Origin of the sequence: Bacillus sp. J33 (assembly GCF_000518885.1) — a bacterium.
In the GTDB taxonomy this organism is placed as follows: domain Bacteria; phylum Bacillota; class Bacilli; order Bacillales; family Cytobacillaceae; genus Cytobacillus.
Genome location: NZ_JAEL01000064.1, coordinates 1 through 16,762 on the forward strand (window position 1 = coordinate 1; position 16,762 = coordinate 16,762).

A 16,762-nucleotide genomic window follows, 5' to 3' on the forward strand; every position below is an offset into this window, starting at 1 on the left:
AATGCGGTAGCATTTCCGAGGAGCTCGCCCCTTCCGCTCCAATCAACAGGGTGCAAGAATCAATATCAGCATGAATACTAAGACAAAAAAAGAAGAAAATCGTCCTTTTGGGTATAATTAAGTCACCACAACCCACCATACGAGAAAGGAACGATTTTCTTATGTATAAAGAGTATAACACGAATCAATTAGCACTTCCAATGGATATTCAGGTACTAATCCCCAACAACTTAAGAACTTCTAATCAACAGAGAACATTGATCGCTAGCTTTCGGAAAATACATACAGCTCCCATGCATCATCAAAAACTGACATGCTATCCAAATAGGATCCGTTCAATTCGAGGTATGAGCTAATTTCATCATAATCATAGGATGTTTTCGGGAAACTGTGGTCCTCATATGCATGGTTGGCAAAATGGCTAATGCTATCCTTTGGCTTAGGATGTCTGTACTTCATTAAAAAATGATAAAAGGTTTTGGACATATTTATCCCTTCCTTTACAATCTCTCGTTCTGTTTTTTACCTTTTACTATAAGGGATTCCTGGTTAGTACGTCTACTAATCAGGAATTTTTTTGCACTAAAAAAGCAACCCCAAAAATTTCCGGGTTGCATCTTTAGTGCAAGCGATCAGTGGTTATTTCAGCAAACATAAGATCGCCATCGTTACGGGCTCTGCATGGAGCCGATTCTTTCAATCCCTTTCTTTAATTACGCTTACAAAATAACCGCACGAGAATAAAACAGCCATTGCTGCTGCAAGCATACCATCACGCAAGCTCCACCGCTCTTCCCCTGTGAATATATATGAATACTGCATACCTATAGTCTATTATAAAGAAAAGGAAGAAGGAGCCTGCGACGAACCAATGAAAGTGCTGTGGAATTTTTCCTGATGTGATTTATCACCTAAGAAGTAAAATCAAAATAATTTCTTTTCAGAAGCCTTGGCTGTTCCATCAGCTGAGCATAACTTATTTCTTTTCCAATCTTTTTGGTATCAATTAAAAATAATTGATCTTCGATTTCCTTCACAAGATCTTCAGACTGATAGACCATATTACAATCCTTGCAGACCGTGGAAGGTGTTTCATTTATTTGAATGGCCCGTGTTCCATCTGGAAGCTCCCAGTAGACTGTTTCCCTGCACTCTGCAATATTATTGCTTTCGCACCAAGCACATCTGTTTTGCATTTTTAGCCTCCTATTCTTTTGTCGCTGCTGTCTGTACATCAGATGCAGTTTTTGGTTCCTGCTTTGACTGCTGTGCTTTAAATTTCTTTTCTTTTAATTCATCCCGTTTATCGCGCTTATCTTTTAATGAACTATGTGACGGGTCAGTTTCATATTTTTCACGGCGGTCCAACCTTGCGAGCCCTTCAGGCACAAGGTTAAACTGCTGATCGTTCATCAGGGCTGCAATGCCTACATTTGAATTTTTCTCTTCCATATCTGGGTAAATTTCTTTGAAGTAGTCTTCAGCCCGGCCAGGTACATAGTTTTCCGGTTCCGGATAGGTAGTGATCACTCCTTCAAAATTTCGAAGCACCACTTTATCAGCACTTTGCGAGATCAAGTAATTTGGCTGAAGCGAGATTTTTCCGCCCCCTCCTGGTGCATCGACTACAAATGTTGGAACTGCATAGCCGGAAGTATGGCCTCTTAAGCCTTCAATAATTTCCAATCCTTTTGAAACGGGAGCACGGAAATGGCCAATACCCTCTGAAAGATCACACTGGTAAATGTAGTAAGGGCGAACACGGATTTTGACAAGATCATGCATGAGCTTTTTCATAATTGGAACGCTGTCATTGATTCCAGCGAGAATAACAGACTGGTTTCCAACCGGTACTCCAGCATTAGCCAGCATTTCACATGCCTTCTTCGAATCTTCAGTAATCTCAATAGAAGTATTAAAATGTGTATTTAACCAGACAGGATGATACTTCTTCAAAATATTGCAGAGGTTTTCAGTAATTCTTTGCGGAAAAACAACTGGGGCTCTTGTTCCAATTCTAATGATCTCTACATGGTCGATTTCCCGCAGATTTTTTAAAATATATTCAAGAATATTATCATTGATTAATAGACCATCACCGCCGGAAATCAGTACATCCCTGACCTGTGGTGCATTTCGGATATATTCAATTGCTGCATCAAGCTGTTTTTTCGGTACTCCCATGCCAATTTGGCCGGAAAATCTTCTTCTTGTACAATACCTGCAATACATAGAGCATTGGTTCGTCACCAGGAATAGAACACGGTCAGGATAGCGGTGGGTGAGACCGGGCACTGGTGAATCTTCATCCTCATGCAGAGGGTCTTCTAGGTCATATTTTGTTTTATATATTTCTTTTGAAATGGGAACTGACTGCATCCGAACCGGGCAGCGCGGATCATCCGGATTCATAAGCGAAGCATAGTAAGGTGTAATGTTCAGTGGAATGGTCTTTGTTGAGATTCTTACTCCTTCTTCCTCTTCAGGTGTAAGATTAATAACCTTCTTCAAATCATCAATTGTGCGTATAGTGTTTGTCAGCTGCCAAAGCCAATCATTCCACTGTTCCTCTGTGACATCCTTCCAAAGCTCTATATCCTTCCAATCCCGATCAGGCTTATATAAAAAATTTTTCATTCAAATTCCCCCTATGCGAGTTTCTTATTTATATATCTTGCAAGAATCGTGCCAGGTGGATCTTCTTTGTATTTTCCTATGAAAAAGGGGCATGAGCGGAAGATTGTTTATCATTTTGAAGGGAAATTTTTATAAAATAAGTTAGATGGAAACAAAAAAGTGCCGATTAACCGGCACTTTTTTGTTATATTCAGTTAGACTTGCTTGGAGCTTCTGCTTCGTGAACCCTTATTTTATATTTCGAGAGTTTATATTGCAGAGTTTGCCGTGGAATATCCAACAGTGTGGCGGCTCGTTTAATATTTCCCTCTGTATGCTTAAGAGCATTCACAATTAATTCTTTTTCAAATTCTTCTATGTTTGCCCTTAAGGGCTTTACCCTTGCTGACAGACCTTTTTTGCTGGTAGGTATTTGCTGCTTCATCATGACAGGCAAATCTTCTTCTTCAAGTAAGTCCTTTTCGCATACATTCATCATATACTCAATCGTATGCTTCAGTTCCCGGACATTTCCTGGCCAGTTATATTGTTTGAAGAATGTAAGCACCCCTCTCCCAGCACCCTTAACGTCTTTATTAAATTGCTGATTGAAATGCTTTATAAAATGATCAGCAAGGAACCCAATATCTTCTGCCCTATCCCTTAATGGCAGTAGTCCGAATGTAAGAACATTTAAACGATAAAATAAATCTGTCCTGATTTGACTTTTTTCAAGCGCTTCCCTTGGGTGAATGTTCATGGCAGCAACTACCCTCACATCAACCTGTGAGCTCTTTGGACTGCCCACTCTTCTTACCATTCCATCCTCAAGCACCCTGAGCAGTTTTGCTTGCAGCTCAATCGGCATGGCATGGATTTCATCCAGAAAGAGAGTGCCTTCATCAGCGAGCTCAAACAGCCCCGGCCTTTCTACAGCACCCGTATAGCTTCCTTTTGCTGTCCCAAATAGAATGCTTTCAAGAAGCGACTCTGGAATCGCAGCGCAATTTTGGGCAATAAAGGGGCCGCTAAATCTTGAAGAGGCATGGTGGATTCCCTGGACAAAAAGCTCTTTTCCACATCCGCTTTCTCCAAACACAAGAATGGGAGAATCAGACTTTGCAAGTTTTGCTGCTTCTTTTTTTATTTTTTGCATATCCTTATTAATCGTAAGCAGGCTATCCAGGGTGTATTGCACATTGTTTATTTTGTTTTTCGTTTTTTTCGCAGGCCTCTTTATCTTTTTCTGCAAATCAAGCAGACTTTCTGAAAGAAGCTTCAATCTTGAGTAATCCTTGGCAATCTCAACTGCACCTGCAACTTTCCCATTAACCACAATTGGCAATGTTGTGTTTATTGTTTCAATTTGAACGCCATGGACATTTACATACGACTGGGTTTGATTATATATAGGTTTTTCCGTTTTGATAACTTTTAGCAGGGTGCTTGTCTCTTTATCCAATGATGGAAAAACCTTTAGAACCGGCTTGCCGAGAACCTCGGACACCTCTAAACCATCGTGCCTGGCAGCGATTTCATTATAAAAAATAGTATTTCCTTTCATATCAACCACATGGATTCCTTCATCAATCCCTTTTAAAATGGCAGCCAGAACTTCTTTGGACATGGCTTGTTTTTCAATCATTAGATATCCCCCTCCCCTACCATGTATATGATGGGGTGCCGAAAACTTGTCATGTTGGTGCCGAAAATATGGCACTTGATTTATAAAGGCTGTCATATTTTTTTGTTTGTTCGCTATCCATCGGGATTAACTGCCACTTCTCGGGGGCATCCTTTTTCTGTCTTTATTCTGCTGGATTAACTCCCTCCTCGAGGACCGGATCATTATTTGTAGTTAATCAGCCTGATTATCTACCATTTCTTTAAAGTTACATCTTTTTTCGGCGTTATTCAGCACCATTAACTACCATTTTTTCAGGACCACACCCTTTTTCGGCGTTATTACCCCTTTAGCTATCACTTCGTTAATTAACATCGAATAATGACCATTAGGTGTGGGTGAAATGTTTAATCCGCCGCTTCCGCCAAATCCTTTACCCAAACATTCATATTTTCAAGTTTATCGAAAATGTAACAATTATTTAGCAGACGTCCCCGGTAGGCATATCCCAACTGGTGGAGAACCGCGTTCATTCCAAATGAAAGGGCTCTGGCAATGGAGTATGCGCAAAAGATTCCCTGCGACTGAAGATCTTCTTCCAATTTCTCCAGCAGGATTTTCATCAGCCCGTGCTTGCGGTGGGAAGGCAGTGTGGCACAATCTGTTAGTTCTGCATTTTTATAAAAAAGATTCACTTCTGCCGATGCTGCACTGACCAGATCATCGCCAAACTGGAATGCATAATAAATGGTTCCTTCTTTCATTGTTTTTTTTATATAAACTGGATCATGGAGGGGTGTTGGGTATATTTGAAATACTTCCCGGTAGAGGGCAGCAAGCTTTTCCGCATCTTCGTATGTTATTTTTTTCAGCTTGTATTCAGTAGGCGGCATATTAACAGCCCTGATTCTTTCAATTGCCAGGACATTCTTTACGATATCGTCTTCCTTAATCCAATGCACGCTTGCCCTTCTTTGGTCTGTATAGTATTTGCAGAAAAAATATTGGTCAGATCCGAGAAAATAGCCGTCAATGATCGCTTCGCATTGAAACCCATGAGCAAGAAGTTCCGTATAACTTTCCGCTCTCCCTCTGAAAATTAATTTTTCACTCTGCTGTTCTTTTGCAGTTGCTTCTGCTTCACGGATGGCTTCCTCCAGATTTCCCAAATAATCGTCTACTCTGATGCGGTTATTGAAAGAATCAATGTACATTTCCGCGGAAAAATTCTCTTTTTTTACCTTTTTAACGGATGCAGTATTATTCATTTCCAGACCCCCTTATTCTTAATAAAATTGCCCGGCCATTCGGCCAGGCAATATATGATTATAAAAAAAGGCTTGCTGCATTCCCGGTAATTTACCGGACAATTTGGCTAATCCACCATCCCAAACAAGTAAAATGCCTGCCCAACTACTACATTTATCGCCAGCCTTTTAAATGGACAGCTGGTTAATCAAGCTTAAAGCTGACCAGTTTCATTTCCGTCATTTCCTCAACTGCATATTTAATGCCTTCTCGGCCCATTCCGCTCATTTTTACACCGCCATACGGCATATGGTCTACACGGAATGTCGGGAAGTCGTTAATCATTACGCCGCCAACATGCAATTCTTTAGTTGCTTTGAAGGCTTTGTTTACATCTTTAGTAAATACGCCAGCTTGCAGTCCATAATTAGAATCATTTACGAGGGCCAGTGCTTCGTCAAAGTTCTTGAAAGAATTAATATGGACAACAGGTGCAAATGCTTCTTCACAGGAAATCTTTTCTGTTTTGTCTACGTTTAATAAGACTGTCGGATGTAACGTATTATTTTCTGCGTTTCCGCCTAGGACTAGCTCTGCCCCACTATTCACCGCGCTTTTAATCCAGCTTTGCGCCCGGTCAGTGTCTCCCTGAGATATCATTGCGGAAATATCTGTATCTTCATCAAGCGGATTGCCCATTTTTAGTTTTTTGGCTTCTTCTACAAACCGTTCGGCAAATGGATGGTAAAGAGATTCATGTACGTAGATCCGCTGAACCGAAATACAAACCTGGCCTTGGAACGCAAATGCCCCCGCTGCTATACGCGGTACAATTTTATCAATATCTGCATTTTCATCCACAATTACAGCCGAATTTGATCCCAATTCAAGTGTTACCCTCTTCAGACCCGCATTCTCGCGAATTTGCTTTCCGACTGCCGGGCTGCCTGTAAAAGTAATCATCGAAATACGGTCATCGGCAACAAGTACATCTCCAACTGTTCCGCCGTTTCCTGTAACCACATTCAGTGCACCATCCGGCAGTCCCGCCCTATGAAAATATTCCGCAATCTTATAGGCGGACATTGGTGTTTGAGATGCAGGCTTTAAGACAACCGTGTTGCCTGCTGCAATTGCAGGGCCGACTTTATGGGCAACCAGATTCATGGGAAAATTAAAAGGGGTGATTGCTCCGATAATTCCAAGGGGTTCCCTTACAGTATAGGCAACTCTGCCTTCGCCTCCTGGGGCAGCATCCATTGGGATTGTTTCACCATAAAGTTTGCGTGCTTCCTGGGAAGCAAATGTATATGTCATGATCGTACGATCTACTTCCCCTCTTGCTGCCTTAAGCGGTTTTGAAGCTTCCTGCGCAATAATCCTTGCACATTCTTCCTTATCTTCCTTCATGAGGGCAACTACTTTCTCCAGTATTTCCGCTCTTTTATGTGCAGGCATTTCAGCCATTATCTTTCTCGCACAGTCTGCCGCATCGATAGCCGATTTAACATCTGAAGAGGAAGCTGAAGCAACCTCTGCAATAACTTCCTGATTAAAAGGGCATTTTAATGCTTTGTAATTTTTTGCCTCGATGTATTTTCCATTAATCCATAAATGTTGTTTCATTCAAACAACCTCCTTATGTGCAGCATTCACCTATAACTTCCTCTAAAACTCCCAATCCTTCTGTAAGCTGTTCGTCTGTTGTGACAAGCGGGGTGAGAAGACGGATAATATTGCCGTACAATCCAGCACTCATAATGATCAGTCCGCGTTTATGCGCTTTTGCCAAGATTTCCTGAACAATTTCTTTATTTGGTTCCTTTGTGATTTGATCTTTTACAAATTCCATTGCGCACATTGCTCCTAATGAACGAACTTCACCCACTTCCTTATATTTTAAAGGAAGCCCTGAGAATTTTTCATTAAATACACTTCCAATTTCATTTGCCCTGTTCAATAAATCTTCTTCCTCTATAGTGCGAATGACTTCTATCGCTGCTATGCACCCAAGCGGGCTTCCCCCATAAGTTCCGCCGATTTCGCCAATATAGGTGAATCCATAATTTCGGCTCTTCCCGTTACAGCACTTATCGGCAATCCTGCACCAATCGACTTTGACATCGTAATGAGATCCGGCACGACATCATAATGCTCCATGGCAAACATTTTTCCGGTTCGGCCAAATCCTGTTTGCACCTCGTCGGCAATAAAAAGGATGCCATATTTATCACAAATCTTCTTAACACCTTTTACAAAATGCGCGGATGGCATGACAAATCCGCCTTCGCCCTGTACAGGTTCCATGATGATCGCCGCAATCTTTTCCGGAGGCACTTCACTCAGGAAAAATGTTTCATATTTTTTCAGTAATGCGTTATCGGATCTTCACCAGATAAGCCTTCACTGCGATAATAATTCGGATATGGCCATTTATATGTTTCAGGTGCAAATGGGCCGAATTCATATTTATAGGGTTTTACCTTGCTCGTTAAACTCATGGCCATATATGTACGCCCATGAAATCCCCGCTCAAAAGATATAATTCCTTTTCTGCCAGTGAATTTCCTTGCTATTTTAACCGCATTTTCTAATGCTTCTGCCCCAGTGCTTAAAAAGAACGTTTTTTTGTCATGATTTCAAGGGGTGATGCCACTCCTCGTCTCAACCGTACCAGCGGGGTAATCTTTGATTCGCACTCCCACATAAAATCGTACCTTTCTCTCCAATCCCCACGGGGCTAAAACAACAAAATTCAGCATTAACAGAGCTTCCTAATTTGTGCTGCACCATTCCATAATGGCCAGAGCAATAATTTCAGCAGCATCGAAAACTTCCTGAATGGAAATATACTCGTTTACATCATGTGCCGCTTCTGTTACGCCCGGACCAAATACAACAACTGGAGTATTTCCGATCCTGGATAATATTCCTCCATCTGTTCCCCAAGGCGATGCTTCAACTGCAGGCTGCTTGCCTTTTACTGCCTCATACGACTTCGATAAAACTGACATAAGCGAATGACCTTCTTCCAGATTGCCCGGAAGCCAACGGCCGCCGAACCATTCAACATGGGGAGGATTTTTCTTAAGCCAATGGTCACTTTCAGCAGCCTCTATCAGGCACCTTTCCAGCTCTTGTTCAGCAGACTTCATATCCTCATCAGGCGCAACCCCCATCCTTCCTTCGATTATCGCAATATCCGGAACAGAGGATGGCCATTCTCCGCTCTTTATTTTTCCTATATTAATAGGGATTGGAATAGGGATCTGGCTATAGAGCGGATCTGTTATCCTAAGGTTTCTTGCTTTCTCCAGCTCCTGAAGTTTTGCAATGGCAATCATTGCTTTTTCAATGGCATTAACGCCCTCATAACGGGTGCCTCCGTGGGCAGACCTGCCTTTAACCGTTATCCGGAACCACATGGAACCCTGCTGTTTCGGAAAGAGCTTCATATTTGTAGGTTCCGGAATGATTGCCCCATCAGCTGTATATCCACGCAGGACAGCAGCCAATGTGCCAGCGCCGCCGCTCTCTTCTTCTATGACACTTTGAAAAATTATGTCTCCTTTAAGCTTAATTCCCAAAGATATAATGGCTTCCATAGCCAGGAGTAGCGAGACAGTTCCGCCTTTCATATCCGATGATCCGCGTCCATACAGCTTTCCATCTTCAATCCTTCCGCTAAATGGATCATGATTCCAATCATTCCTGTCCCCCTCAGGCACAACATCAATATGTCCATTGAGGATTAGGGATTTCCCGCCTCCTGATCCCTTCAAGGTAGCCACCACATTGGGATTTCCGGAAAAATCCTTTCTGTCAGAGCAAAAAGCAGGATGTTTGATCAAATCGTCCTTGCCAATCTCCCAAATATCAAGAGTTAGTCCCAGTTTGCGGCATTTTTCAATAATCACAGCCTGTGCGCTGCTTTCGTTTCCGCGTGTACTTCCTTCCTGGACAAGCTGCTGAAGGATTCGAATTCCCCTATGCTTATTATCTTCAAGCCATTCTTTAATCTTTTGTTGTACTTCCAAATATTCTCCCTCCCTTTCAGATCCCAAACCTATGAAAAATAAAAAAGAATCTATTAATCAAGGATTCTTACATTTTCAGCAATTGCAAACCTGCATCCAGTTTTATCTATTACCTCCTTAATCGAATGAGGAGCAAACAATTCAGTCAGCATTAATCCTTTCTCTGAAATATGGAAAACTGCCATATCTGTAATGATCATGTCAACGCAGCGGGCAGAAGTAAGGGGCAGAGTACACTCCTCAACGATTTTAGAATTCCCATATTTATCTGTCTGGTTCATTAGGACGACCACTTTTTTTGCCTTTTGGGCAAGCTCCATCGCCCCTCCCATCCCCGGCACTTTTTTGCCTGGAACAATCCAGTTGGCCAAATCCCCCTGCTGGCTTACCTGCAAGGAGCCGAGAATAGTCATATCAACCCGTCCTCTCCGAATCATCCCGAAGGCAACTGTACTATCACAATAGGATGCCCCATTGACCACAGAAACTGGGAAACCGCCAGCATTGCAGAGATTTTCGTCTTCCTTTCCTTTTTCAGGGCTGGGTCCCATCCCAATGATGCCATTTTCAGCATGGAACATAACTTTTATCCCTTGAGGCAGATGATTGGGCACCAGGGATGGGATTCCAATGCCAAGGTTGACAATCATTCCATTCTTTATTTCCTCTGCAGCACGTTTGGCTATTCTGTTTCTGATCTCTACTCCCATGCCCATTTCCAATTCACTCCTTTTGAAGGGACAATATAATCGACAAAAACGCCGGGCGTTACAATTTCATCGGGGTCCAAGCTGCCAAGAGCCACAATTTCTTCCACTTCGGCGATCGTAATATCACCTGCCATAGCTACAAGCGGGTTGGTATTTCTTGCACTTTTGTCATAAATTAAGTTTCCGTAAGGGTCAGCCTTTTTGGCAAACACAATGGAAATCTCGGCAATCAAGGCAGTTTCAACGAGATACTCTTTCCCATTTAATGTGCATCTTGGTTTATTGCCTGTTACGATGCTGTTATCCATGCCGATATCGGAAAGAATCGCAGGAATTCCGGCTCCTCCTGCACGAATTCGTTCTGCAAGTATTCCTTGAGGTGAAAATTCAACTTCCATTTTCCCATCTGTCATTAATTGGCCGGCAACTGGATTTGAGCCAATGTGGGAAGCGATCATTTTTTTAGCTCTCCCCTGGCTTACTACTTTTCCAATCCCGATATGGGGAAATCCTGAATCGTTGCCTATAAGCGTTAAGTTTTTGATCCCTTTTTCCAGAATGCCATCGATAAGGGTAGGGGGGGTACCAATACCTCCAAATCCGCCAAACATGATGGTCACGCCATCACGGAAATGCTCCATAGCTGTATCGATATCAATGATTTTATTAAATGCGTTCTCCATGCTACTCAGCCTCTTCCTCTGCAAGGTTCAGGTATTTCTTAGTAAAAATCTGCAATGCTGTCTGAAATCGCTTCGCCAGCTCGTCAATTTCCCTTTTTGTTATTGTCAGGGGCGGTGCTATCAAAATGGCATCTCCGTCAGCACCATTGGTACCAGCGCCAGCAGGGTAAATAAGCAAGCCTTGGGCCTGTGCCTCCTGTATTAATTTTTGAGTCATGCCTAACTTTCTTGAAAATGATTCCTTAGTGAAAGGATCTTTAACAAATTCCAGTCCCAGCATGAGACCTTTTCCTCTTACATCGCCAATAAAAGAAAATTTTGACTGCAGTTTTAACAGCTTGTTTTTCAAATAATCGCCTTTGCTTTCCACCTCTGGGATGATGTTATTTTTATCGATATATTCAAGTACAGCGAGAGAAACAGCACATGATTGCGGATTAGCACTTAATGTGTGCCCGCTCATAATGCTTTTGGATCCTTCCAAAATGGGTTCCATGACCGCATCACTCACAAGTGCGGCAGCAATCGGAGCGTACCCAGCTCCCATCCCTTTTCCGAGCGCTACTATATCAGGCTTTACATTCCAGTGTTCCGATGCAAGCATTGTCCCAGTTCTTCCAAAGCCGGTCATTACCTCATCGGCTATGAACAAAATCTCATATCCAGCACAAATTTCTTTTATTACTTTGTAGTAATCCTGCGGGGGTGCAATGGCGCCCCCTGCAGCTCCAATTACCGGTTCTGCTATAAATGCAGCTATATTCTCAGCCCCAATGCGTTTAATAACTGTTTCGAGCTCATGTGCACACATATAGCCGCAATCAGGCATTTCGAGATTATACGGGCATCGATAGCAATATGGGGGGTGAATGACAGGAAAATCCTCAAGCAGCGGTATAAAGCGGGCCCTTCTTCCCGTATGCCCTGACATTGATAAAGCCCCAAGAGTGATGCCATGGTAGCTCATCCACCTTGAGAGCACTTTTGTTTTTGTTTGGATCCCTTTTTCCTGCCAATATTGAATCGCAATTTTCATCGCAGTTTCAGTGGCCTCTGATCCGCTGTTCACAAAAAAACACCAATTCAAATCGCCAATCGAGACCTCCGCTATTTTATGGGCAAGCTTTTCAGCAGCCTCACTTGTAAATTGAGAACGATAAACAAAGGAAACTTTTTTGGCTTGTTCATGCATGGCATCAATAATTTCATTCACACCGTGGCCAATATTCGCCGTAATTGCCCCAGATGATGCATCCAAATACTCCTTCCCATCGGTATCATATAAATAGACGCCCCTGCCGTAATCAATTACTGGATATTGTGCATCAAGCATCGGCTTAATTAAGTTTGATTGATCCATTAACATATCCCTCCACTTTAAAGAAATGCAAAAAGCGCCTAATGCATAAATATTTTCCTTGCTGCCTTATACAGAATGCCAGCTTATGGCTTAAACTCCGCCCTGAGTGAGTGCTGCCTTCCGGGCCAATATATTAAATTGTATGAAATGACTTACTAAATCTTTCATAAAGAATGCTCATATCCCCAATTTGAACTACGATGAAAACACAAAAAAACAGCCACCGCATTTGGTGGCTGAAAGAATATTTATATCGTACTTTTTTTCAAATTTACAAGATCATCATCTTCTTCTGCAAGATCGTGAAAAAACCCGTCTTCGTCATGGGCAAAAACATACTCCAGTTCTGCCTCAGCTTCATCAAGTCTATTTAAAATTGATAGATAGCATGCTTTATTATATCTGGCAAATAAAAGCTCCGGATCTATAGCACACACTTCCTCCATGAGCTGGAGCGATTTTTCAACGTTCTTCATTTTATGATAAGAAACGGCCAATTCAAGAAATAGTGAGGAATCCTTAGGGTGTATCTTAAGCCCTTCCTCCATTACTGTTATAGCTTCTTCATATCTTTTCCTAGTATTGAGCAGATTCCCAAATCTGGAGTGTGCCTCATTCTCATACGGATTTTCCGTAATAATTTTGGCGAAAAGCTGTTCCGCCTGGGCAAATCTCATTCTCAGAGTAAATGCAATCGCTTTTAAAAGCATAAGATGGGAATCGCCAGGCTTTTCTTCAAGACAGGCATCCAGCAGCTTGATGGCTTTATTTACCTCGCCCGCATCCTCAAGCGGATTACCGCCTCCAGCTAGGTGCAGCTGGGCAAGCTGATAGGCTGTAAGGAAATCCCATCCCTTATCAAGAGAAGCCTTCAATACCTTTTTGGCATCTTCCTCCAAATTCACAGATTCATAGAATCTGGCCAGGCCCAACGAAGCACCCTTATTCGCAGAATCATGCTTGATTGATAATTCATATAGATCAATAATTACTCCAAACAGAGCAATTTGCCTTGTCTTATCCCTCATTTTTCGAACAACCCTTCCAAAGAAGGACGGCTTTTGTTGGGGCTCCCAATCTATCGTACTTGCATACTGTTCCAAAGCTTCAGCAGCCAGCTGGAAAACACGGCTCTTATCTCTTCCCTCTTTTCTAATCTTTGCCGCAAATACAGGGAGCTGTAAGATTTTTTTAGACTCTGCAAATAGCAAAATCAAAGTTTCATATAATTCGTCCTCTTCCCAGTTTTCCCTTATTAGGCCTTCCAGCATAGATTTTGCTTCTTTATATTTCCTTTTCTTTATTAGACACCTTGCATGGTGATGCTTTAACTCAGATAATTCTGGATCCAGCTGCAAAGCTTCCTGCAGGCAGCTTTCTTCCCTAATACTGTCACCTGCTGCACCATATGCATATGAAAGGCTGTCCAGCCTCCATGTTTCAAGAACCTCCCCTTTCATCCTCTCTATTTTTTCGATAAATTCATGAAGGTCTTCATTGGAAAGCAGGCTTGTTAAATAATCGACATTAACTCTTAATGGAGCTTTTTCAAGCAGCTGAAGCATGCAGCTTATTTCCTGCTTTTCATCTCCCATTATTCCATATATCTGTATAAGACGAGTGTATGCTCCTTCCGCATCTGGATTGAGCAAAATGCTTCTTTTTAATGCTTCTAATGCCAGGTCAAATTGTTCAAGCTTAAAATAAGTTTCGCCTAGCCTGTAATAGGGAAAACCCGTTTCCTTTATTCCAATGGCCCGTTCGTAAACCCGGATTGCCTTTCCATATTGTCCAGCAGTCTCATATAAAGTACCTGCATAGCATAGATAATCAGTGTTGCCTATTGCATTCTCGGCCTTCGCTATAAGGAAAGAAATACCTTGCTCCAGATATGGACTCTCTTCCACAATGTTTACATATAGCTCCAGTGCCTCATCAAGATTCTGATCAACATAGTTAAATCCTCTTTCAATTAGTGCCAATCCTTCCTCCAGCAGGCTGCTGCTCTCAATCTCTGCGGCCCAATCTGCAAGCATCTTTCCCCCATTGATCAAAAATTCACTATCTTCGTCAAAGCGTCCAGCATATTTTCTTACAAACTCGGCTGCACTCTCTGGACCCTTCATTTCTGAAAGGACTAATGCATATCCGAGATAGGCGAAAACTTCTTCAGGATCATTATCTATGCAGGAAATATAAATCTGTCCTGCTTTTTCAAATTCCTTATGTTCCTTGTAAAAGTCTCCTAAACGGATAAGAATCTGGGCGTTTTTTGTAAGCTCCTTTCCTTTAATTAAAATTTCTTCAGCGCGTGTTTCATCTTCCAAGCCATTTTCATAAAGGTCTGCAAGTGCCAAATATGGGTAAGGGATTTCAGGTTCCAGGCTTGCCGATATGATGAATCCTCGTTCAGCTTTACGCAGCTTTCCTTCGATTTGATGGAGCTTTGCTCTTTCGAACCATATATGTGCATCCCATTTATCCTCCCGCAGGAGCTGATTATATATAATCCGGGCTTCTTCTGTCTTTTCCAAATCGGAGAGAATCAAAGCATGATTAACCCTGATAAAACGGTCTTGCTTATTTAACGCCATTGCAATGTCAGACATTTTCCTTGCTTTATCGGGTTCAGAATTATAAAGGAAACATAAGGCAAGATAACTCCATGTATAAAATTGATCCGGATCAAGCTGCAAAGATTTTCTGAAAAATTTAATAGCGGATCCGTAATAATCCTTATTTAGATGAATTCTTCCCTGCAAAAACTGGTATAAAGGACTAAACGTTCTTCTTTCAGCCACCGATAAGGTTTCCACAGCCCTTTCGGTTTGCTGAAAACGGATAAAAGCCTGAGCTGCATGAAGTTTAAAAAAGTCAGACTCAGGATACATGGCAAGAAGTTTTTCTGCACAGTGAAGAACAAGTTGCTTATACTTATCACCAGCGAAATATTTCACTGCATATATAAGCGTATAAGGATTGTTCATTGTGGAAGATAAAAAATCAGCCAGAATAGGCTCACTTTCCTTTTCGTCCTCTTCAACCCTCTCTGAAAGGGAGTGTAGTTCTCTATAATATTGATCTTCTTCAGCATTTAAGAAACTCAGATCATACTCCCTCTCCATTGGGACTGCTGCAATAGACAAAAAGCCAGAATTAATATGCAGCTTCTGAAACTCTTCATATGTAACGTACATAGTTTCAAGAAAATTGGGATCTTGAACCATGTAAAAGCCAAATCGTTCATCAAAACCACTCATTAGCTGGACATGTGAGGAGTGCTCAAAGTCCACACTAAGAATGATTGGTATTCCTTTTAGCAGCAGAGTCTTGTATCGTTTGTCACTTCCTGAAAAAAACCTGCAAGCGAATCCTTCTTTCTCCAGATATTCAACTGATGCAGAAAGCTTGGAACCTGTAACATCAAAAATATGTTCGGCAATTTCATCCTGATTTGCCTTTTTGCCAAAATAGGCAAGAAGCATTTCAAAGCTGGCAGGCACACAGTAATTGCTTTTTTGAATAACGGGCTTAATGGCAAGCTTTTTTACTGCTCCTTTTTCATTGATGTCATATTTTGTTCTAAAAGGACCGTCCTTAAGCTTTTTTTGATCCACATATTCCTTCAGATTGGTAAGTTCATCTTTTTGATAATAAGATAGTGCTCTAAGATATTCAAAATAATGCTTGTATGCATGATAGGGAATAAACTGATCTAACTCGTCCATTATATTGATCATATCCATATTCAATCCAGCATCTCTGTACCGTCGGATCAATTCCATCTTTAAAGCTGGGGCCTCAGGATGGTCTTCGATGCCTTCTTTTATTGTTTTAAGAGATTCTTCCTGATTACCATTAGATGCATATACATCTGAAAGCAACAGGTAGCAAACATGTCCTCGCTCCTTTTCCTTCAATCCCGCCTTTAAGTAAGTTTCCGCCTTCGCCCGGTCACCTGTTTGCAGATAATAAAAGCCCAATTTATCCCATATTGGTTTTTTGCTGATCGTTTCCATTTGAGCTAGCCATTTCTCCGCTTCTCTCGTCCTCTTCATTTCCAGCAGACAATGTATTTTTGTAAATAACGCACTTGCAGCCAGTTCCGAATCTTCTTCTAGTAATCCGCCATTCAGATATTCAGTAATAATGTCTTCCGCTTCCAATGGTCTTCCGCTGTCAATAAGCTCATCACAATACCAAACCGCCGTTTGAAGCGTTTCGAAACGCCGGTGCGCATTTCGTGCAAGAAACCCACTGTATTGGTACATTAATCCACGGTCAAATAATCGAATGAGCAGCTGAAAATCTTCAAGTGATGAGATTTCAGCCAACTTCCTTTTAATACCTGAGAACTTTAATTTTTTCATCATGCCCAGTTCTGCCATTAGAATATTTAGCGCTTTTAAAAATTGCCTGTTGTCTGCCAATCTTTTTAATTCAATAATGAATTCCATTCTGCACCTCATTTGGATAAGTTAGAA

11 protein-coding genes and 1 pseudogene are annotated in these 16,762 nt (G+C 41.7%); all 12 read right to left on the bottom strand.

Annotated elements, in window-relative coordinates:
* Window positions 1–264: 264 nt before the first annotated feature.
* On the bottom strand, window positions 265–486 hold the full coding sequence (locus L634_RS0117490; protein WP_026583567.1) for a YozE family protein: 222 nt from the start codon (window positions 484–486) through the stop codon (window positions 265–267).
* A 425-nt stretch (window positions 487–911) separates the two neighbouring features.
* Window positions 912–1,196, bottom strand: coding sequence for a YokU family protein (locus tag L634_RS0117495; protein ID WP_026583568.1), 285 nt, complete (start codon window positions 1,194–1,196; stop codon window positions 912–914).
* Window positions 1,197–1,206: 10 nt separating this feature from the next.
* Entirely contained in the window at window positions 1,207–2,637 is a 1,431-nt protein-coding gene (ablA, locus tag L634_RS0117500; protein WP_026583569.1) for a lysine 2,3-aminomutase, read from the bottom strand.
* 190 nt (window positions 2,638–2,827) lie between these two features.
* A complete protein-coding gene (locus tag L634_RS0117505) occupies window positions 2,828–4,261 on the bottom strand; it encodes a sigma-54 interaction domain-containing protein (protein ID WP_026583570.1) in 1,434 nt (477 codons plus the stop codon).
* Window positions 4,262–4,647: 386 nt separating this feature from the next.
* The gene (gene ablB / locus L634_RS0117510; RefSeq protein WP_026583571.1) at window positions 4,648–5,508 is read right to left on the bottom strand and encodes a putative beta-lysine N-acetyltransferase; all 861 of its coding nucleotides are present in this window, start codon (window positions 5,506–5,508) and stop codon (window positions 4,648–4,650) included.
* A gap of 184 nt (window positions 5,509–5,692) precedes the next feature.
* Complete coding sequence (locus tag L634_RS0117515) at window positions 5,693–7,114, bottom strand: aldehyde dehydrogenase family protein (RefSeq protein ID WP_026583572.1); 1,422 nt, start codon at window positions 7,112–7,114, stop codon at window positions 5,693–5,695.
* A 13-nt stretch (window positions 7,115–7,127) separates the two neighbouring features.
* Window positions 7,128–8,127 (bottom strand): annotated as a pseudogene (locus tag L634_RS31335) (aspartate aminotransferase family protein); the annotation flags it as partial.
* A gap of 135 nt (window positions 8,128–8,262) precedes the next feature.
* Window positions 8,263–9,525, bottom strand: a complete 1,263-nt coding sequence (locus tag L634_RS0117540) for a peptidase (RefSeq protein WP_026583575.1) — start codon at window positions 9,523–9,525, stop codon at window positions 8,263–8,265.
* Window positions 9,526–9,578: 53 nt separating this feature from the next.
* Window positions 9,579–10,241 (bottom strand): 3-oxoacid CoA-transferase subunit B, encoded by a 663-nt coding sequence (locus L634_RS0117545; protein ID WP_026583576.1) that lies wholly within the window; start codon window positions 10,239–10,241, stop codon window positions 9,579–9,581.
* Complete coding sequence (locus tag L634_RS0117550; RefSeq protein WP_026583577.1) at window positions 10,226–10,918, bottom strand: CoA transferase subunit A; 693 nt, start codon at window positions 10,916–10,918, stop codon at window positions 10,226–10,228. Before L634_RS0117550 ends, L634_RS0117545 begins: the two co-directional genes overlap by 16 nt.
* A 1-nt stretch (window position 10,919) precedes the next feature.
* Window positions 10,920–12,278: an aspartate aminotransferase family protein gene (locus L634_RS0117555; RefSeq protein ID WP_026583578.1), complete on the bottom strand. Its 1,359-nt coding sequence runs from the start codon at window positions 12,276–12,278 to the stop codon at window positions 10,920–10,922.
* Window positions 12,279–12,526: 248 nt separating this feature from the next.
* Complete coding sequence (locus L634_RS0117560; RefSeq protein WP_026583579.1) at window positions 12,527–16,735, bottom strand: tetratricopeptide repeat protein; 4,209 nt, start codon at window positions 16,733–16,735, stop codon at window positions 12,527–12,529.
* Window positions 16,736–16,762 lie beyond the last annotated feature (27 nt).

Bases quoted from the DNA above. Each gene is read 5' to 3' on its own strand.
- L634_RS0117505 (WP_026583570.1), bottom strand. From the start codon at position 4,261: ATGATTGAAAAACAAGCCATGTCCAAAGAAGTTCTGGCTGCCATTTTA.
- L634_RS0117490 (WP_026583567.1), bottom strand. From the start codon at position 486: ATGTCCAAAACCTTTTATCATTTTTTAATGAAGTACAGACATCCTAAG.
- L634_RS0117560 (WP_026583579.1), bottom strand. From the start codon at position 16,735: ATGGAATTCATTATTGAATTAAAAAGATTGGCAGACAACAGGCAATTT.
- L634_RS0117555 (WP_026583578.1), bottom strand. From the start codon at position 12,278: ATGGATCAATCAAACTTAATTAAGCCGATGCTTGATGCACAATATCCA.
- L634_RS0117545 (WP_026583576.1), bottom strand. From the start codon at position 10,241: ATGGGCATGGGAGTAGAGATCAGAAACAGAATAGCCAAACGTGCTGCA.
- L634_RS0117495 (WP_026583568.1), bottom strand. From the start codon at position 1,196: ATGCAAAACAGATGTGCTTGGTGCGAAAGCAATAATATTGCAGAGTGC.
- ablB (WP_026583571.1), bottom strand. From the start codon at position 5,508: ATGAATAATACTGCATCCGTTAAAAAGGTAAAAAAAGAGAATTTTTCC.
- L634_RS0117515 (WP_026583572.1), bottom strand. From the start codon at position 7,114: ATGAAACAACATTTATGGATTAATGGAAAATACATCGAGGCAAAAAAT.
- ablA (WP_026583569.1), bottom strand. From the start codon at position 2,637: ATGAAAAATTTTTTATATAAGCCTGATCGGGATTGGAAGGATATAGAG.
- L634_RS0117550 (WP_026583577.1), bottom strand. From the start codon at position 10,918: ATGGAGAACGCATTTAATAAAATCATTGATATCGATACAGCTATGGAG.